The following is a 17,346-nucleotide window of genomic DNA, read 5'->3' as shown; positions in this document are numbered from 1 at the left end:
GCCCGGGGCCGGAGATCGCCGCGCCCCTGGGGCACGCCGGGGCCACCGCAGCGGTGCTGACCCTGTCGGCCGGCGCCGCGTGCTGCGCCGGCTGGACGAGCCGGGTGCCCGCACAGCGGCTCGCGCTGTGGCTGCTCGCCGCGGGCGTGACGGCTGCCGCGGCCTTCCTGGACTCGACGACGGGCGTGGTGACCTGCTGCGCCGCGCCGGCGTGCTCGCTGGCCGCAGGGCGGATGCGCCACCGGGGTCCGGCGCTCGCCGCGTCGGCCGCGGCGGCTGCCCTGGTGACCGGCCTGACCTGGGCCGTCGCCGGGAAGCGCGTTGCCTTCGAGGCTCGCCGGCCCGCTCACGGACCGGTTGACGCCGCACCGCGTGGACCTGTGCGCGACGCCCTCGGCATGGTCCGCCGCCCGAGCGCGCTGGGCCTGGGCCCGGGACGCTTCGGCGAGCTGAGCACGACGGCGGAGCAGGCGACGCTGTCCGACGGCAAGCCGCATTCAGCGCCGCTGCAGACCGCGGCGGAGCAGGGCGTCGTCGGACTGCTGCTGCTCTCGGCGGCCTTCTGCTGGGTGTTGTTCGTGCTGTGGCGGTCGCAGCGTCCGACCCCGGTCGTCCTCACCGCCGGAGCCACGCAGACGGCGCTCGCCGCGGTGGCCGCGGTGGCCGCGGTGGCCGCGGTGGCCGCGGTGGCCGCGATCGGGAACGCGCTGAGTTTCACCATCGTGTCTGTGGGCGCGGCGCTGCTGGCCGGCCTGGCGACGGCCCGGCCGCTCGCCGCGGAACCCGCGACGCACGGCGCCCCGTCGGCGTTCGGGCGGGATCTGCGGCACGGCGACCGCCCGACGGCCGGACGCCCGTAGAGGCCGGACGCCGGGAGAGGCCGGACGCCGGGAGAGGCCGGACGCCGGGCGGGGGCGGACGCTCAGCGCGCGGGGCCGGGGGCTCCGGTGCGCAGCCGCTCCTGGATGACGCGGACCGCCGACTCGGCGTCGTCCACGGTGATCGTGAACGTGTGGCCGTCCCACAGGCGCAGCACCACGCCCTCGCCCTTGCGGACGACGACCGCCGTGCCCTTCTCGGGCCGCCAGCGATAGCCCCAGCCGCCCCAGTGACGCGGCGTGACGTGCGGTTCGAAGTCGGCGCCGGCGACATGCGTCAGCGGGATGCGCCGGCGCGGCAGCCCGATGTGGCCGCAGCGCACCTCGAGGGACTCCTTGTCGAGCTTCAGGTCGACGTGGACGAAGGCGAGGGTGCCGAAGAGCACCAGCAGCCCGGCGGCGATGCAGCCGACGACGGACATCACGAGCGGGGCGACGCCGGACGTCCAGGCGGACTCGACGGCGAGTTCGACGCCGAGCGCCAGGCAGGCGGCCCCGACCAGGGCGAGCAGCCACTGGAAGCGGTTGGTGGCGCGCCCCGTCCAGACGTCGGGGTGCGGGGCGTCGGGGTGCGGGACGTCGGGAAGCGGGATGCTCTCGTCGTGGGGGTGGTCCCTCATATTCATGAGGTTACTCAGGTTTCGCTGCGCCGGTACCCCGTAGCGCAGGGTGACTGCTCCGCCCGGGGGCCCCTGCGGGGCGTCCGGGCCGGACGGGTCACGGGTCGGGGTGCGCGACGGTCAGGGAGCGCGGTGCGCGACGGTCACGGGGCGGGGCTGACGGGCTGGAGCAGGCGGCCTTCCGCGTAGGCCAGCGCCGGCGCCGGCAGAGCTCCGGGGCGACCGCTGAGCAGAACCGTCACTGCACCGAGCGCCGCGTCCTCCGGCTCGGGGCGCGCGCCGATCCTGCGCAGGGCCTGCGCGACGACCGCGCCGGCCGATCCGTGCAGGACCAGCGGCTGGCGGCCGGGGCGTTGCACGGCGGCGCGGATGCGGTCGGCGACGAGCTCGTAGTGGGTGCAGCCGAGGACGACGGTCGTGACGTTCTCGGGGGTGAGGGCCGCCGCCGCGGCAACCGCCGCGTCGATCGCGCTCTGGTCCGCGTGCTCCACGGCCTCGGCCAGCCCCCAGCACGGGACCTCGGCGACCGTGACGCCGCCGGCGAAGTCCTCGATCAGGCCGCGCTGGTAGGGGCTCCCGGTGGTGGCGGGGGTGGCCCAGATCGCCACGGGTCCGCCGCCTGCCGCGGCCGGCTTGATCGCCGGGACGGTGCCGATCACCGGGATGCCGGGCTCGAGGGCGGCCCGCAGCGTGGGCAGGGCGTGCACGGTGGCCGTGTTGCATCCCACGATGAGGGCCTCGGGCCGGTGCGCCGCGGCGGCCTCGGCGACGGCCAGCGCACGCGAGGTGAGGTCCTGCGGTGTGCGCGGCCCCCAGGGCATGCCGTCGGGGTCGAGGGAGAGCACGAGATCGGCGTCCGGTCGCAGGCGCCGTACCGCGGCGGTGGCCGCCAGCAGGCCGATTCCGGAGTCCATGAGCGCGATCTTCACCCGGCCACCATAGACGATGTGCGCCTGCGGCCCGTTCGGGTGGGGAAGACTGCGCACGTGAGCGCCATCGTGTGGATCGCCGCCCTGTCCCTGGCCGCCTGGCTGTGGCTGCTGCTCTGTCAGGGATTCTTCTGGCGCACGGACATCAGGCTGCCGGACCGGACGGAGCCGCGGGAGTGGCCGTCGGTCTGCGTCGTCGTCCCCGCGCGCGACGAGGCGGCGGTGCTGCCCGCGAGCCTGCCCTCGCTGCTCGCCCAGGACTATCCGGGGCGGGCCGAGATCTTCCTCGTCGACGACGGCAGCGGCGACGGCACGGGCGACCTGGCGCGCGCCCTCGCCCGGCGGCACGGCGGGCTCCCGCTGACCGTGGCCTCACCCGGCGAACCGCCTGCGGGCTGGACCGGGAAGCTGTGGGCGGTGCGGCACGGGATCGCTCTGGCACGCGCGCGTGAGCCCGAGTACCTCCTCCTCACGGACGCCGACATCGCGCACGCGTCCGACAGTCTGCGGGAGCTGGTCGCGGCGGCCCGCACCGGCGGCTTCGACGCCGTGTCCCAGATGGCGCGACTGCGGGTGGAGAGCGCGTGGGAGCGACTGGTGGTGCCGGCGTTCGTCTACTTCTTCGCCCAGCTGTATCCGTTCCGCAGGATCGGCCGGCGCGGTGCGCGCACGGCGGCCGCGGCGGGCGGCTGTGTCCTGCTGCGCGCCGACACGGCCGAGCGGGTGCGGATCCCGGACGCCATCCGGCAGGCGGTCATCGACGACGTGGCGCTCGCGCGGGCCGTGAAGGGCGCGGGCGGGCACATCTGGCTGGGGCTGGCCGACCGGGTGGACAGCGTGCGGCCGTACCCGAGGCTGCACGACCTGTGGCGGATGGTGTCGCGCAGCGCGTACGCGCAACTGCGTCACAGCCCGGCCCTGCTCATCGGAACGGTGCTCGGCCTGATCCTGGTGTACCTGGTCCCGCCGCTCGCCCTCCTGTTCGGGCTCGCGGCCGACAGCGCGCCGACGGCGGTGTGCGGCGCGCTGGCCTGGCTGGTCATGGCGGGGACGTACGTCCCGATGCTGCGTCACTACCGGCAGCCGCTGTGGCTCGCTCCCGCGCTGCCGTTCACCGCGTTCCTCTATCTGCTGATGACGGTCGACTCCGCCGTGCAGCACTACCGGGGGCGCGGCGCGGCCTGGAAGGGCCGCACCTACACACGTCCGGACGCCGTCGCCGACGAAGGCTGACCGGCCCGGCCCGGTCCGGGCCTGGCCAGGTCAGGTCAGGTCAGGCCAGGCTCCTATTTGCGGCCCGGCGTCCAGTTCATGCCCCAGCCGTAGACGTGGTCTACGGTGCGCTGCGGGCTCACGCCGCGCTCGGGCACCAGATAGCGGGCCTCGCGCTGGACGACGAGGTCGCCGCCCTGGTTGGTGATGAGCGCCAGCGCGCAGACGGTCGACGGGACGGTGCACTCGTCCAGGGAGAAGTCGACCGGTGCGCCGAACTGGGGCTGCAGTGTGACCGTGGCGTGCAGGTCGGCGAACGATCGGGCCCCCTCGTAGATCGTCACGAAGACCAGGATGCGCCGGAAGTCGTTCTTGCGGTCGAGGTTGACCGTGAGGTTCTCGCCGCTCGACACGGCGCCCGTGCGGTCGTCGCCGTCGAGGTGGATGTAGGGCGGCTGGTGCAGCGAGCCGAAGGCGTTGCCGAGGGCCTGGACCACGCCCTTGCGGCCGTCGGCGAGTTCGAACAGGGCGCACAGGTCGAGGTCGAGGTCGTTGTGCAGCGCGACCGCCCGGCCGCGCTTGCTTCCCCACCCGGAGAACTGCTTGCGCACCTCCCAGTTGAGGTTGACGCGCAGGGCGCCCGAGGTGCCGCCCTGCTTGGTCAGGGACACCGACGGGGCGGCCTTGGTGAGCGTCACCTTGGTGAGCCTGACCGGCGCGCCCGGCGCCGCGGGCGGGGCGGGCGGGGCGGGCGGGGGCGGCGGGGCCTGGTGGAGGGGCGGGGGCACGGTGACCGGGAAGGCGGGCATCGTCGGCTGCTGGGGCGGCGGCGTCGGGGCCACGGGGGCGGGGGCCGGCGGGACGGGGGCGGCGTGCTGGGGCTCGTCGACGGTGATGCCGAAGTCCGTGGCCAGGCCCTCGAGTCCGCTGTCGTACCCCTGTCCGACGGCCCGGAACTTCCAGGCGCCCTGACGGCGGTAGAACTCACCCAGCACGAAAGCGGTTTCGACGGTGGCGCCCGCGCTGTCGAACCGGGCCACGACCGCGCCCTGCGACGCGTCCCGCACCTCGATGTAGAGGTCCGGGATCCGGCCGAAGGAGCCGCCGTCCGACGAAGCGGCCAGGACGACGGTCTCGATCGAGGGCTCCACGCGCGCGAGGTCGACGAGGATGCCGTCGGTCACCCGCCCTCCGGCGTCGCGCTTGCCCTCGTGGCGGACGGCGCCGGAGGAGTGCGCGGGCTGGTTGTAGAAGACGAAGTCGGCGTCGGAACGGACCTTCCCGCCCACCAGCAGCAGCGCCGACGCGTCCGCGTCGGGAACACCCGGCCCGGAACGCCATCCCAGCTCGACGCGCAGCGCCGTGGTCGGCACCGGGACATTGGACCCCTTCGACATTGACATGTACGCCCCCCTCACGTGTCGGTGCACCGGGCCGTAGGCGCCGACGCCCCTCGGCTTGTCTACCGGCCAACCTATTCCGAGGGACGGCACACGCCCATCGGGAGCGCAGGATCAGCCCTGGCCAACCCTTGGTAACCCACCCGGAACTCGGCCTTTACACGATCTACGCGCTGTTCGCCGTCCTTTTTTCCCAAGTTCGCTCGCATTGGGGATCCGAGGCTCCTACCGACACGGAAATCAACCCTCTTATCGGTCTCCCCAACCAGCACATCGTGGGCTTACCTTATGTGCCATGACCTCCCCCCGCTCCACCTACGGAGGCGGCTACTACTCCGCCTTCCCGGACACTCCGATCTACGACTCGCTCGTGGCCGAGCGGGGCACCCCGCAGATCGCTCCGATCCGGGTCCCCGCCGCGTACGACATGGGCGGCAGCAACCTGCCCGCGTTGCCGTCGGCGCTGCCCGCCCTTCCGGCGGGTCCCTCGCAGCAGTCCTACGGCTACCCGCAGGCGCAGCAGCCCGCGCCGCTGCAGCAGGCTCCGGCGGCCTACATCCCGCCGCAGGCCGTCGCGCCGCGCGGCTACCCCGGCCCCCAGGCGCAGCAGCAGCGTCCCGCGGCGCCCGGCATGAACTACGAGGCGATGCGCCCGGCCGCGCCCCGGCCCGCCGCGCCCCAGTACCAGGATCCGTACAACCAGCAGCAGTACCGCGGTTACTGAGCCGTTCCGGGGTCACCCGCGCCACCTGGCAAAATGACCCCATGCCTCTCGCGGAACTGCTGTCGATCCACGTCCATCCGGTCAAGGCGTTGCGGGGCCAGGCGCCCCGTGAGGCCGTCGTGGAGCCCTGGGGGCTGGCCGGGGACCGACGCTGGGCGCTGATCGACGACGGGGGAAAGGTCGTCACCCAACGCCAGCAGCCGCGCCTCGCACTCGCCGCCGCCGAGCTCCTGCCCGGCGGCGGCCTGCGTCTGTCCGCGTCCGGCCGGCCGTCGTTGACGGTCGCCGTGCCCGATCCCGCGGCCACGGTGTCGCTGGAGATCTTCCGCGACAAGGTGGAGGGGGTCCTCGCCGACGCCGCCGCGCACGCCTGGTGCAGCGACTACCTGGGCACGGACGTACGGCTCGTCCACATGGACGATCCCGCCACCCGCAGGCCCGTCGACCCGGCGTACGCGCTGCCCGGCGAGACCGTGTCGTTCGCCGACGGATACCCGCTCCTGGTCACCACGACCGCGTCCCTCGACGCCCTCAACTCAGCTGTCGCGCAGGGCGAGCACGCCGCCGAGGGGCCGTTGCCGATGAACCGTTTCCGGCCGAACCTGGTCGTGTCGGGCACCGATGCGTGGGCCGAGGACGGCTGGTCGCGACTGGTGGTCGGCGAGGTGGAGTTCCGGGTCGCCAAACCGTGCGGCCGGTGCGTGGTCACCACCACGGACCAGGACACCGCGGCGCGCGGCAGGGAGCCGCTGCACACCCTCGGACGGCGTCGGCGCATCGGCGGCGCGCTGCTCTTCGGCCAGAACCTGGTGCCGATGTCCCGCGGGACGATCAGGATCGGCGATCCGGTGCGGGTCACCGGCTGACATCCCGCGCACCGCCGCCCTCCGCACGTCACGGCCCCGCCCGGCCCGCCCGGTCACGGGCGGAAGGACCGGCGGGAACCCCTGCCCGGCTCCCGGGCGTTGGGAGGGCGGGAGCGATTCATGGGGGACGTCGGTCTTGGTGATTTCGCTCTCTCTTTCACGGGACGCGCGTGCGGACGGCTCCGGCGGGGGTTGTCTCGGAGCGGGAAGGGGGTGCGGTCCATGCGAGCGATCGGCGGAATCTGGCGTTGGCGACACAACCCGCTGCGCCGCGGAACGGACCTGGTCGAGGCGTGGGTGGCCCTGTCGGCCCTGCTCCTGATCCTGCTCGTCGCGCCCGTCGCGGGCTCCGTCGTCGGCGCGGCGGCCCAGGGCGCTCTGCAGCAGTCGGTCCGTGCGCAGCACGCGTCGCGCCACGAGGTGACGGCCACCGTGGTGCGCCGGGCGAGCGGTTCGTCGGTGGAGGTGGATCCGGAGACGACCACCGGCAGGGAGACGCGGACCCGGGTCGTCGCCGACTGGACCGCGCCGGACGGCACGGCGCAGCACGGCACGGTCCTGGCCGGTCTCAGGACCCCGCACCGCGGCGACCACTTCGCGATATGGACGGACGGGCACGGCCGTCTGGCGGCCCGTCCCCTGGACCCCGCCACCGCCACGACGCATGCCGTGCTCGCCGGCTTCGGCGCGGCCCTGTTCACCGCGGGCGCCGTGGAGGGCGGCCGACGGCTGGTCGTCTGGCGCATGGTCCGCCGCCGTTACGCCCGTTGGGACCGGGCCTGGGAGCGTGCGGGCCCGGACTGGGGGCGCACCGGCGCCGGCAGCTGACGGCCTTTCGTCTCTGGTCAACCCACTGCCCGCGCGCACGCTACGGTGGTCCGGCCGAAGCCTTCGGCATCAACCCGCGTACCACGAGGTGGGGGCACAGCAACGCCATGGCACAGGGCACGGTCCAGGTGACGCACACCGGCACATCGCGGTGGCGGCGCCGCACGGGTGAGTACGCATCGCTCGCCGCAGCCCTGGAGGCCGCGGCGGAGGGCGACGTCCTCACCATCGCTCCCGGCACCTACCGGGAGAACCTCGTCGTGGAGCGGCCGGTGACCCTGCGCGGTCCCGAGGGCTCCCCGGGCTCCGTGCGGCTGGCTCCGGTGGACGGAGTGCCGCTGACGGTGCGGGCCTCCGCCGTCGTGCAGGACCTGCACGTGGAGGGTCAGGACGCGGCCGCGCCTGCGGTGCTCGTCGAGGAGGGCACGCCCGAGCTGCTGGACCTGCGGATCGTCACCCGGTCCGCGGCGGGCGTCGAGGTGCGCGGCGGGGCCCGCCCCACGGTGCGGCGGTGCACCGTCGACAACCCGGCGGGCATCGGCATCGCCGTGGTGGACGGCGGCGGGGGCGTCTTCGAGGAGTGCGAGGTCCTCGCGGCCGGGCAGGCCGGCGTGGCGGTGCGCGGCGGCGCGCGCCCGCGATTCGAGCGCTGCCGTGTGCACCACACCGCGGGGGCGGGTCTGAGCGCGACCGGCGACCACACCGCGCTGGAGGCGGTGGGCTGCGAGGTGTACGAGGTCAGGGGCAGCGGCGTGCAGGTCAGCGCGCGGGCCACGGCCCATCTCACCGACTGCGACGTGCACCGCACCACCGCCGACGGCGTCACCCTCGACACCGACGCCGTGCTCACCCTGGCCGACTGCCGTATCCACGACATCCCGGAGAACGCGGTCGACCTGCGGTCCCGTTCCGTCCTGACGCTGACCCGCACGACGGTGCGTCAGTTCGGGCGCAACGGGCTGTCGGTCTGGGACCCGGGCACGCGCGTGGACGCCAACCAGTGCGAGATCTTCGACAGCACCGGTGACTACCCGGCCGTCTGGGTCAGCGACGGCGCCACCGCGGTGCTGGACTCCTGCCGGGTGCACGACGTGCCGGACGCCCTGTTCGTCCTCGACCGCGGCTCCCGTGCGGACGTCGTCGACAGCGACCTCTCCCAGGTGCGCAACACCGCGGTGTCGGTGAGCGACGGCGCCACGGCCCAGCTCGACGACTGCCGGATCCGGGACGCGGCGACCGGCGCCTGGTTCCGCGACCACGGCAGCGGCGGCACCCTCGACAACTGCTCCATCGACGGCACGCAGACGGGCGTGATCGTCACCAAGGGCGCCGACCCGACCGTCGAGCGCTGCACGGTCGACTCCCCCGCCGAGGCCGGGTTCTACGTGTCGGCGGGCGGCCGCGGCAGCTTTCTGAACTGCAAGGTGACCAACAGCGGGGGCTACGGCTTCCACGTCATAGACGGCAGCCGCACCACGCTGCGCAAGTGCCGGACCGAGCGCTGTGCGCGCGGCGGCTACGAGTTCGCCGACGCCGGTGCGGATTCCGCGTCCGGTTCGGCGCCCGTGGTCGAGGACTGCAGCAGCGACGAGAGTGCGGGCGTGCGCTCGCCAGGGGCCCCCGTCGCCCTGGAGACGGCCGTGCAGACGACCGTCCAGTCCCCGGGGCTGCTCGGCGTGCTGCCCGATCAGCGCGTCGCCGCGCCGGAACCGCAGCCGGCCGCACCGGAGCCGCAGACGCCGGTGCGGACCTCGCAGGACGTGCTCGGCGAGCTGGACACCCTGGTCGGTCTGGACAGCGTCAAGCGCGAGGTGCGGGCCCTGATCGACATGATCGAGGTGGGCCGGCGCCGTCAGCAGGCGGGGCTCAAGGCGGCGTCCGTCAAGCGCCACCTGGTCTTCACGGGCTCCCCCGGAACAGGCAAGACGACGGTCGCACGCCTGTACGGCGAGATCCTCGCCGCGCTCGCCGTGCTGGAGAAGGGCCATCTCGTCGAGGTGTCCCGGGTGGACCTGGTCGGCGAGCACATCGGCTCGACGGCGATCCGCACCCAGGAGGCGTTCCAGCGGGCGCACGGCGGCGTGCTGTTCATCGACGAGGCGTACGCGCTGTCGCCGGAGGACGCCGGCCGGGACTTCGGCAAGGAGGCCATCGACACCCTGGTGAAGCTGATGGAGGACCACCGCGACTCCGTCGTCGTGATCGTGGCGGGCTACACGGCGGAGATGGAGCGCTTCCTGTCGGTCAACCCGGGTGTGGCGTCCCGTTTCTCACGGACCATCACCTTCGGCGACTACGGCCCGGACGAGCTGCTGCGGATCGTGCAGCAGCAGGCCGAGGAGCATGAGTACCGGCTCGGTCCGGGCGCCGCGGACGCGCTGCTGAAGTACTTCACGGAACTCCCGAAGGGCCCCGCCTTCGGCAACGGCCGCACCGCCCGCCAGACGTTCGAGGCGATGGTGGAGCGGCACGCGAGCCGTGTCGCGCAGGTGGCGGAGCCCAGCACGGACGACCTCACCCTGCTGTACGCGGAGGACCTGCCGGAGCTGCCCTGACCCTGCAGGACCGGCCGCCCTGCACGACGGCGCGCCCTGCATGACGGTCGGCCCGACCGACCCTCGCCGCTTCGCGCCCCCGCTGCTTCACGGCCCCCCGCCGCTTCACGACCGCTGCACCGGCACCTCCCCCGAGGGCGTCTCGGGCCGCAGCCGTCCCAGCAGCCGTTCGCGCTCCTCGGCGAACGCCGGGTCGGCCTGGTAGTCGGAGTGCCCGAGGACGGGCGCGGGCAGCGGATGGTCCTCGCTGCGACCGTACGCCAGGGGGTCGGCCAGCGGCTCGCGGTCCACCCGCGGGCCGCAGCCGTCGCCGGACAGCCGTACGGGGCCGCCGATGGGATCGGTCGGCCGGTACAGATTGCGCCAGCAGTCGATGTCCTCGTGCAGGGCGGCCAGCGCGGCCGGTCCGAAGTGGGCGGGGAACCAGCGGCCGTAGAGGCGCTCGATCGGGGAGCCGTAGGTGAGCAGGGCGACGCGGGCCCGGTCGGAGGGTTTCAGCTGCCAGGCCGCCGCGGCCGCGAGGACGCTGCCCTGGGAGTGCCCGGAGATGACCAACCGCCCGCCCGTCGCACGCGTCCAGGTGGCCATGCGCCAGGTCAGGTCGGGTACCGCGCGCTCCGCGTAGCAGGGCGGGGCGAAGGGGTGCGCGGCGCGCGGCCAGAACGTGCCGACGTCCCAGAGGATGCCTATCGTGCGTCGCGCGGAGACGTCCTTGTAGGCGCGCCGCCCCCAGGTCACGAACAGGATGAAGCCGAGCCCGATCATCCAGGAGCCCAGCGCCTGAGCCGTCTGCGCGGCGCCCTGCACGAAGGGCGCAGCCGATTGCGCGGCCCGCACCGGGGTCCGTCCGGTGCCGAAGGCGCCGACGAGCGCGCCGGCGCCGAGGAGCAGGGTCGCGGTGGCGACCACGGCGACGAGGAGCGGGCCGCGGTCGGTGAGCGCGGCCATCGCACGGGCCCGGGCGATGAGCCGGGTGCGCGCCGCGTCGCCCGAGCGCACCCCGTACGTCCGGATCACCTCCTGCTCCTCGACCCGGATCAGCAGCAGGGTGCGCCGGGCGAGCAGCGCGCACACCACCAGCACCACCGCGAGCAGCACCGGAATGACGGCGGCCTGCCAGGTCAGCAGCACCGGCGGGCCTTCGAGGGAGGTCCCGGTGCCGTCGAGCCAGTCCGACACCCGCTGCGACACCCCGCCGGACATGACGCCGCCCAGCGCGCAGGCCAGCATCGCGACGGCCGGTCCGCCGAGGCCGTGCAGCGCGCAGCGCTCCGGCGGCGCGTCCGGCCCGTGTCGTCGCGGGCAGTGGTGCAGGGTGCGGGCGACGACGGCGAGGGCGATCACCAGGGCGCCCTGGGCGAGAGCCAGTGCGCCGAAGGTCGCGTCGCCCGCGAGCCGGCCGTCGGACCTCCAGCCCGGGCGGTCCCATCCGGCGTACACCAGGGTGAGGGCGAGCAGCACGAGGGCGGCCGACGGCAGCCCGTGCACGAGGCGGGCGTCGACCCGCCGGTCGAGGCGGTGCTCGCTGCGGCCCCGGCGGCACACCACCCACACCGTGGCCAGCGCGCCCGCGGCCAGGGAGGCCTCCAGGGCGCGGCCCAGCAGGTCGAGGAGGGCGGGGCCGCCGGGCCTGCGGTCCTCGCGCGCGGCCGCCGTGCCCACGGCCGCGGCGACCGTCAGCAGGCCGGCCGCGGTGTGCGCGGCGCGCAGCCTTGCGACCAGGCGGCGGCCGTACCAGAAGCCGGGCCGGCCGAGCGCCGTGTGCGCGGGGCCCGTCCCGGGCTCGGGCGCGCGGTCCAGGGGTTCCTGGGACTCGTACGCCCGCCAGGTGCGGTGGGACAGGTACCACAGGAGCGCGGTGAGCGCGGTCGGCAGCAGGGCGGCGAGGGCGAGCCTGCGGCCCGGCAGGCTCCACCAGCCGCCGTCCGAGACGGTCGGCGAGAGGAAGCCCAGCCAGGTGTGGCGTTCGGCGCAGGCGGTCGTGCCCGCGCACTGCCAGGCCGTCAGGTCGAGGGCGACCTCGCAGGCCGCGGCCACCAGCAGCACCGTCAGGCTCAGCGCGGCGAGCCGCACCAGCAGGCCGTACACCCGCACCGCGCGGGCGCCCTCCCGTGCGGCGGGGCGCATCCAGTGGGCGAGGTTGACGACCATGAACGGCAACAGCAGCAGCCACAGGGCGCGGGTGCCGTTGCCGGACGTGAGGTTGGACCACACGTACGCCTCGGGGACCGGTACGCCGCGGCCGCGGTCGACGCCGGGGCCGGTGTCGGCGGCGACGTCGTCGGCCCGCCGGTAGACGGCCGCCGTCCCGTCGCCGGTGATCCGCACGGTACGCGGATCGTTGAGCATCTTCTCGGGCGTGGCGCCGCCCACGCCGTGGACCAGGAGTTCCAGGGCGGCTCCGCCCGCGGAGGCAGGTTTCACGATGCGCACTTCCCCCATGACACGCCTTCGAATGTGTCCGTGCGGGCATAAGGATCGCCGCTTCGGACGCGTGATACACCTCCGGTCACGGAATCTTCGCGCGGTGTGCGAGCGACGGGCGCCCACCTCGGTGGCATGCACGCGTCGGGGTGGTGGTACAGCTGTGACCCCGCCGTGCGAGGATGGGACGCCCGCACACCGGCGTCGGGGGCGAAACGTCCTCGTCGGAGCAGGTGAGCGGCCCGTCGGACGGCTTGAGGGAAAGGACCGGAGCGTACGTGAGTGAGAATCAGAACCTCCTCGCGGAGCAGCGGCGCTCCCTGATCCTGGACGAGGTCCGACGCCGTGGCGGCGTCCGCGTCAACGAGCTGACCCGCAAGCTCGGCGTGTCGGACATGACGGTGCGGCGTGATCTGGACGCGCTGGCCCGGCAGGGAGTGCTGGAGAAGGTGCACGGCGGCGCGGTGCCGGTGGTGGAGGCGAGCACCCACGAGCCGGGCTTCGAGGCGAAGTCGGGTCTGGAGCTGACCGCCAAGGAGGACATCGCCAAGGCCGCGGCGGAACTGGTCGCCCCGGGCAGCGCGATCGCGTTGTCGGGCGGTACGACCACCTATGCGCTGGCCCATCACCTGGTGGACGTGCCGGACCTGACCGTGGTGACGAACTCGGTGCGCGTCGCGGACGTCTTCCACGTGGCGCAGCGCACCGCGGGCCCGCGGCAGGGAGCGGCCACGGTCGTGCTGACCGGCGGGGTGCGCACGCCGTCGGACTCACTGGTGGGGCCGGTCGCCGACCAGGCCATCGCGGCACTCCACTTCGACGTGCTGTTCCTCGGCGTGCACGGCATATCGGCCGAGGCCGGGCTGTCGACGCCGAACCTCGCGGAGGCCGAGACCAACCGGCGGCTGGTGCAGTCGGCGCGCCGGGTCGTGGTGGTCGCCGACCACACCAAGTGGGGTGTGGTGGGCCTGAGTTCGTTCGCCGCGCTGGAGCAGGTCGACACGCTCGTGACGGACGCCGGTCTGCCGGAGGCGGCGCGCGCGGAGATCTCCGAGCACCTGCGTCGGCTGACGGTGGCGGGCGAGCCCGACGAGGGTGCAGACATCTGAGAGGGCGACGGCTAGGGTGGCGCACCCGTCTCCCCGCCATGCGGAGGTCGCGCGTATGCCTCGCCGGTTGCGCCCCGAAGGGCTCGACTTCGTCCGGACCGCTCGCGTGCGGCTGGTCTTCGCGACGGAGGTGTCCGCTGCCCCCGAGCGGGTCTACCGTGCTCTCGCCGAGGACGTGCCCGGGTGGGCGCAGTGGTTTCCGGCCGTGACGTCCGCGCAGCCGCTGGACGACGGGGCGGCGCGCGAGGTGCGCCTGCGGGGCGGCACGCGTTTTCGTGAGACGGTCCTCGCGGCGAAGGAGCCTGAGCTTTACGCCTACCGCGTCGACGTCACCAACGCTCCGGGCCTCGGGGCGCTGGTCGAGGAGTGGCGGCTGGCGCCGGCCGGGGCGGGGACGCGCGTGCAGTGGACGTTCGCCGCGGACGGGAGCGGGGCGTTCCGGGCGGTGCTGCGGCTGGCCCGGCCGGGGCTCGGGCGGTCCTTCCGCGGTGCCGTGACGCGACTGGACCGCCGGCTGTCCGGTTGAGCGCGCCGCCCGTGGCGGGTGCTCCGGTTCAGTCCTGCCACACGCCGGTGGCCAGCAGCGTCTCGATCACCGCCGTGTAGGGGGCGATGTCCAGGCCCTGCTCGGCGAGCCAGTCGTCGGAGTAGTACTTGTCCAGGTAGCGGTCCCCCGGGTCGCACAGCAGGGTGACGACGCTGCCCCGGCGGCCGTCGGCCACCATCTCGGCGACGATCTTGAGCGCGCTCCACAGCCCGGTGCCCGTCGAGCCGCCCGCCTTGCGGCCGATGGCCCGTTCCAGGGCGCGCACCCCGGCGACGCTGGCGGCGTCGGGGACCTTCATCATGCGGTCGACGGCGCCGGGGATGAAGCTGGGCTCCATCCGGGGCCGGCCGATGCCCTCGATACGCGACCCGCAGTCGCAGGTGACGTCCGGATCGCCGCTCGTCCATCCCTCGAAGAAGCACGAGTTCTCCGGGTCGGCGACGCAGATGCGGGTGTCGCGCTGGGTGTAGTGGACGAAGCGCGCGAGGGTGGCGGAGGTGCCGCCGGTGCCGGCCGTGGCGACGATCCAGGCGGGCTCCGGGAACCGCTCCAGCTGCAGTTGCCGGAAGATGGACTCGGCGATGTTGTTGTTCCCGCGCCAGTCGGTGGCCCGCTCCGCGTAGGTGAACTGGTCCATGTAGTGGCCCTCGAGGTCCGTCGCGAGGCGTGCGGACTCCTCGTACAGCGTGCGCGAGTCGTCGACGAAGTGACACCGCCCGCCGTGGAACTCGATCAGTCGGATCTTCTCGGCGCTCGTCGTACGCGGCATGACGGCGATGAAGGGCACGCCGATCAGCTTGGCGAAGTACGCCTCGGACACCGCCGTCGAGCCGCTGGACGCCTCGATGACCGGGCGGTCCGGCCTGATCCAGCCGTTGCACAGGCCGTAGAGGAAGAGGGAGCGGGCGAGCCGGTGCTTGAGGCTGCCGGTGGGATGGGTCGACTCGTCCTTGAGATAGAGGTCGATGCCCCAGCTCTCCGGGAGCGGGAAGCGCAGCAGGTGGGTGTCGGCCGAGCGGTTGGCGTCGGCCTGGACCCTGCGGACGGCTTCTTTCAGCCAGTCACGGTAGGCGGCGTCGCTGCGATCGACGTCGAGGGTGGCACCGGTCCTGGTGGGCGGGGAGGTGGTCACGGCGGGGCTCCTTCGGACTTCGCGCCGACGGCGGTCCGCGCGGCCGACACTCCGATCATAAACACCTTCCACATGCTTCTCACCTGCATAAATACACCTTTGGGGTACTCAAAGGCGGCCCTGGGGGCGGGTGCGGGCGCCGGGGGGCGCATTCATCCGAATGCTCCGGACGGCCCCTTGCGGACCTGCGGACGCACTGGTGCTCGGGGGCAGGCGCGGGCAGACTGCACCGGGTCGGGGCGGCCCCCGGACGGGGGCGCGCACCGGGTCATGGGACGAGTTCGGACACGAGGGGGCGGAAAGGCATGGCGGAGCCGGAGTTCACGGCTACGGGCGTGCGTATCGGGAAGCGGCTGCGCTCGCTCACCCGGGCCGGGCAGGTCCGCATCAGCGACGGCAGGCTGGAGTTGCTGACCAGCTACGGCAGCGAGATCGACAGCGCGCCCGTGCAGGCGGTCCGCGCCTCGAAACCGTGGTTCGCCCCGGAGGACCGGGCGCTGGCGGACCTCAACGGCAACCGGTACCTGCTGACGCTCGGCGAGCACGACCCCGCGCCGGGCGAGCCCGGCCCGCCCGCGGCGCGCCGCTTCATCGAGGCAGTGCGCAGGGCGGCGGGGCGCGGCGGCTGAGCCGCAGGGGGCGAGAGACCGGCCCGGGTGGCCGAATCACCGCGAGTTGCGCTACCGCATCCGCTGCGTCACTCTGGTCTCACGTCACTCTGGGTTTACCGGCGATAACGCTGCGAACCAGCCCGCCGGCCAAGACAGCAGGCGGCCGCCTCGCGCAGACGCCCTGCTCGATCCGAACTCCGTGTTCTTCCGGACCTCAGTCGGGGAGTCGCAGCCGTGATCAGCAACCCAAGCAGGCACTGCATGGTGGAGCTTCAGGCCCTGCCGTCGCGGATCGGTCAGGTCCGCAGAATCGTATCGGCGCAGTTGCGCTACTGGCACATGGATCCGCTGATAGACCGGGCCGCACTCGGTGTGACGGAGCTGTTGACCAACGTCCACCTGCATGCCCAGCCCGACAAGACCTGCGTCGTCGAGATGGAGCTGCTGTTCGACCGGCTGACCGTCTCCGTGCGTGACCACGACCCGCGACTGCCGGTCGTCAAGGCGGCCGAGACGCTCTCCACCTGCGGACGCGGGCTGGCCATGGTCGCCGCGGTGAGCGAGAGCTGGGGCGCCCGGCCAGAGGGCGAGTCCGGCAAGGTCGTGTGGTTCACGCTGCCGGCGCCCGTCGCTGCGCGGGAGCTCGCGGCGCGTCCGCCGCGCCGAACACCGCGCGAGCAGGCCGCTCCACGGTTCACGGAGGTCGTCTCCGTCGACGATCTGCGGCCCGCGCATGCCCCCGCCCGGTCGGCCGTCGTCGGTTGACCGGGCGGTGACGTCCCGCACGACGAGACGCCCCCGCGCCCGGTGCGCCCGCCCCCGTCGAGGGCCGGCACACCGGGCTCGGGCGTTCCTGGGAGGGGGCGTTCCCGGGCGGGGGCGAACGCCGGCGCCGCGCTGACGCGCTTCGACCGCCGGAGAGCCGTGAGACCGGCGCCGCCGTCGGCGTCGTCCGCGACCATGGCGTCGACGACCCCTCGGCGTGCCGTGTCCGGGCGGGGGCGGTCGGCGCGATCACACCGCGCCGCCCCTGCCCACGCGGCCGAACTGCTCGTCCAGGACTGACAGTCGCCGCCAGTACTCGTCCTCGTCGATCTCGCCGGAGGCGAAGCGGCGGCCGAGGACGGCGAGGGGCGAGTCACCGGTGGGACGGGGGTCGCGCGGCGCGCCCCAGGGACCGGGGCGGCCGCGCCACACGGTGCGGCGCAGCAGCGTGACCGCGCCGATCACCACGGCCGCCCAGATCAGCGGGAGGAACAGGATCCACGGGCCGGGGCCGCCGCCCTGCCAGTCGGCCAAGGTGTTCATCTCGGGTCATCTCCTCAGGGGATCTGCAAGGGGACCTTGCAACGGAACGTTTCCGACGTCTCGAGAGTCCCGCCGGGCGGGGGCCCGCGTCGTCGCACGGTCGGCGGCAGTGTGCGTACCTCCCCGGGAGTACGCGGGCGCGCCACGGATGCTCCCTGGGTCTGCTCCCTGGGTCCTCGACTTCTGTACCTACTGGTATGTAC

Annotated in this window: 15 protein-coding genes and 1 pseudogene; 10 read left to right on the top strand and 6 right to left on the bottom strand. The window is 73.9% G+C overall.

Going from position 1 to position 17,346, the window contains the following annotated elements:
* Nucleotides 1-860, top strand: a pseudogene (locus ABT300_RS18370) (O-antigen ligase family protein); the annotation flags it as partial.
* A 62-nt stretch (nucleotides 861-922) separates the two neighbouring features.
* Here ABT300_RS18370 and ABT300_RS18365 read toward each other — a convergent pair.
* Both ABT300_RS18365 and ABT300_RS18360 read right to left on the bottom strand, forming a co-directional pair.
* Nucleotides 923-1,498 (bottom strand): hypothetical protein, encoded by a 576-nt coding sequence (locus ABT300_RS18365; RefSeq protein ID WP_351676596.1) that lies wholly within the window; start codon nucleotides 1,496-1,498, stop codon nucleotides 923-925.
* A 143-nt stretch (nucleotides 1,499-1,641) separates the two neighbouring features.
* Complete coding sequence (locus ABT300_RS18360) at nucleotides 1,642-2,427, bottom strand: glutamate racemase (RefSeq protein ID WP_351676594.1); 786 nt, start codon at nucleotides 2,425-2,427, stop codon at nucleotides 1,642-1,644.
* A 39-nt stretch (nucleotides 2,428-2,466) separates the two neighbouring features.
* Between ABT300_RS18360 and ABT300_RS18355 the strand changes: the two genes are divergently transcribed.
* Nucleotides 2,467-3,660 (top strand): glycosyltransferase, encoded by a 1,194-nt coding sequence (locus ABT300_RS18355; protein ID WP_351676591.1) that lies wholly within the window; start codon nucleotides 2,467-2,469, stop codon nucleotides 3,658-3,660.
* 53 nt (nucleotides 3,661-3,713) lie between these two features.
* On the opposite strand, the gene ABT300_RS18350 is transcribed toward ABT300_RS18355, so the two are convergent.
* The gene (locus ABT300_RS18350; protein WP_351676599.1) at nucleotides 3,714-5,036 is read right to left on the bottom strand and encodes a TerD family protein; all 1,323 of its coding nucleotides are present in this window, start codon (nucleotides 5,034-5,036) and stop codon (nucleotides 3,714-3,716) included.
* A gap of 298 nt (nucleotides 5,037-5,334) precedes the next feature.
* On the opposite strand from ABT300_RS18350, the gene ABT300_RS18345 reads away from it, so the two are divergent.
* The 4 genes from ABT300_RS18345 (at nucleotide 5,335) to ABT300_RS18330 (ending at nucleotide 10,012) form a co-directional block, all read left to right on the top strand.
* Nucleotides 5,335-5,763 carry a DUF6643 family protein gene (locus ABT300_RS18345; protein ID WP_351676589.1) on the top strand — a complete coding sequence of 143 codons (429 nt, stop codon included), beginning with the start codon at nucleotides 5,335-5,337 and terminating at the stop codon, nucleotides 5,761-5,763.
* Between the two features lie 41 nt (nucleotides 5,764-5,804).
* Nucleotides 5,805-6,629 (top strand): MOSC domain-containing protein, encoded by an 825-nt coding sequence (locus ABT300_RS18340; RefSeq protein ID WP_351676587.1) that lies wholly within the window; start codon nucleotides 5,805-5,807, stop codon nucleotides 6,627-6,629.
* A 222-nt stretch (nucleotides 6,630-6,851) separates the two neighbouring features.
* Nucleotides 6,852-7,457, top strand: a complete 606-nt coding sequence (locus tag ABT300_RS18335) for an Rv1733c family protein (RefSeq protein ID WP_351676584.1) — start codon at nucleotides 6,852-6,854, stop codon at nucleotides 7,455-7,457.
* 107 nt (nucleotides 7,458-7,564) lie between these two features.
* A complete protein-coding gene (locus ABT300_RS18330; protein ID WP_351676581.1) occupies nucleotides 7,565-10,012 on the top strand; it encodes a right-handed parallel beta-helix repeat-containing protein in 2,448 nt (815 codons plus the stop codon).
* Nucleotides 10,013-10,117: 105 nt separating this feature from the next.
* Here the strand turns inward: ABT300_RS18330 and ABT300_RS18325 are convergent, their stop codons facing one another.
* Nucleotides 10,118-12,436, bottom strand: a complete 2,319-nt coding sequence (locus ABT300_RS18325; RefSeq protein ID WP_351676578.1) for a hypothetical protein — start codon at nucleotides 12,434-12,436, stop codon at nucleotides 10,118-10,120.
* Nucleotides 12,437-12,714: 278 nt separating this feature from the next.
* Between ABT300_RS18325 and ABT300_RS18320 the strand changes: the two genes are divergently transcribed.
* On the top strand, nucleotides 12,715-13,545 hold the full coding sequence (locus ABT300_RS18320) for a DeoR/GlpR family DNA-binding transcription regulator (protein WP_351676575.1): 831 nt from the start codon (nucleotides 12,715-12,717) through the stop codon (nucleotides 13,543-13,545).
* A gap of 55 nt (nucleotides 13,546-13,600) precedes the next feature.
* The gene (locus tag ABT300_RS18315) at nucleotides 13,601-14,071 is read left to right on the top strand and encodes an SRPBCC family protein (protein ID WP_351676572.1); all 471 of its coding nucleotides are present in this window, start codon (nucleotides 13,601-13,603) and stop codon (nucleotides 14,069-14,071) included.
* 28 nt (nucleotides 14,072-14,099) lie between these two features.
* Here ABT300_RS18315 and cds1 read toward each other — a convergent pair whose 3' ends face one another.
* Nucleotides 14,100-15,224 carry an L-cysteine desulfhydrase Cds1 gene (gene cds1 / locus ABT300_RS18310; protein ID WP_351676569.1) on the bottom strand — a complete coding sequence of 375 codons (1,125 nt, stop codon included), beginning with the start codon at nucleotides 15,222-15,224 and terminating at the stop codon, nucleotides 14,100-14,102.
* 305 nt (nucleotides 15,225-15,529) lie between these two features.
* Here cds1 and ABT300_RS18305 point away from each other — a divergent pair, with 305 nt between their 5' ends.
* Nucleotides 15,530-15,853: a hypothetical protein gene (locus tag ABT300_RS18305; protein ID WP_057582518.1), complete on the top strand. Its 324-nt coding sequence runs from the start codon at nucleotides 15,530-15,532 to the stop codon at nucleotides 15,851-15,853.
* Between the two features lie 243 nt (nucleotides 15,854-16,096).
* Nucleotides 16,097-16,600, top strand: coding sequence for an ATP-binding protein (locus tag ABT300_RS18300; RefSeq protein WP_351676566.1), 504 nt, complete (start codon nucleotides 16,097-16,099; stop codon nucleotides 16,598-16,600).
* A 249-nt stretch (nucleotides 16,601-16,849) separates the two neighbouring features.
* Here the strand turns inward: ABT300_RS18300 and ABT300_RS18295 are convergent, their stop codons facing one another.
* Entirely contained in the window at nucleotides 16,850-17,143 is a 294-nt protein-coding gene (locus tag ABT300_RS18295) for an SHOCT domain-containing protein (RefSeq protein ID WP_351676563.1), read from the bottom strand.
* Nucleotides 17,144-17,346: the final 203 nt, after the last annotated feature.

Source organism: Streptomyces sp. NPDC001027 (assembly GCF_040299045.1).
Classification (GTDB): domain Bacteria; phylum Actinomycetota; class Actinomycetes; order Streptomycetales; family Streptomycetaceae; genus Streptomyces.
Note: the sequence above shows the minus strand (reverse complement) of the source record. Positions and strands in the feature narration are given on the sequence as shown.

Excerpts from the sequence above, each read along its gene's own strand:
- ABT300_RS18365 (WP_351676596.1), bottom strand. The coding sequence starts at position 1,498 with ATGAGGGACCACCCCCACGACGAGAGCATCCCGCTTCCCGACGTCCCG.
- ABT300_RS18350 (WP_351676599.1), bottom strand. The coding sequence starts at position 5,036 with ATGTCGAAGGGGTCCAATGTCCCGGTGCCGACCACGGCGCTGCGCGTC.
- ABT300_RS18345 (WP_351676589.1), top strand. The coding sequence starts at position 5,335 with ATGACCTCCCCCCGCTCCACCTACGGAGGCGGCTACTACTCCGCCTTC.
- ABT300_RS18340 (WP_351676587.1), top strand. The coding sequence starts at position 5,805 with ATGCCTCTCGCGGAACTGCTGTCGATCCACGTCCATCCGGTCAAGGCG.
- ABT300_RS18335 (WP_351676584.1), top strand. The coding sequence starts at position 6,852 with ATGCGAGCGATCGGCGGAATCTGGCGTTGGCGACACAACCCGCTGCGC.
- ABT300_RS18330 (WP_351676581.1), top strand. The coding sequence starts at position 7,565 with ATGGCACAGGGCACGGTCCAGGTGACGCACACCGGCACATCGCGGTGG.
- ABT300_RS18315 (WP_351676572.1), top strand. The coding sequence starts at position 13,601 with ATGCCTCGCCGGTTGCGCCCCGAAGGGCTCGACTTCGTCCGGACCGCT.
- ABT300_RS18305 (WP_057582518.1), top strand. The coding sequence starts at position 15,530 with ATGGCGGAGCCGGAGTTCACGGCTACGGGCGTGCGTATCGGGAAGCGG.
- ABT300_RS18300 (WP_351676566.1), top strand. The coding sequence starts at position 16,097 with ATGGTGGAGCTTCAGGCCCTGCCGTCGCGGATCGGTCAGGTCCGCAGA.
- ABT300_RS18295 (WP_351676563.1), bottom strand. The coding sequence starts at position 17,143 with ATGAACACCTTGGCCGACTGGCAGGGCGGCGGCCCCGGCCCGTGGATC.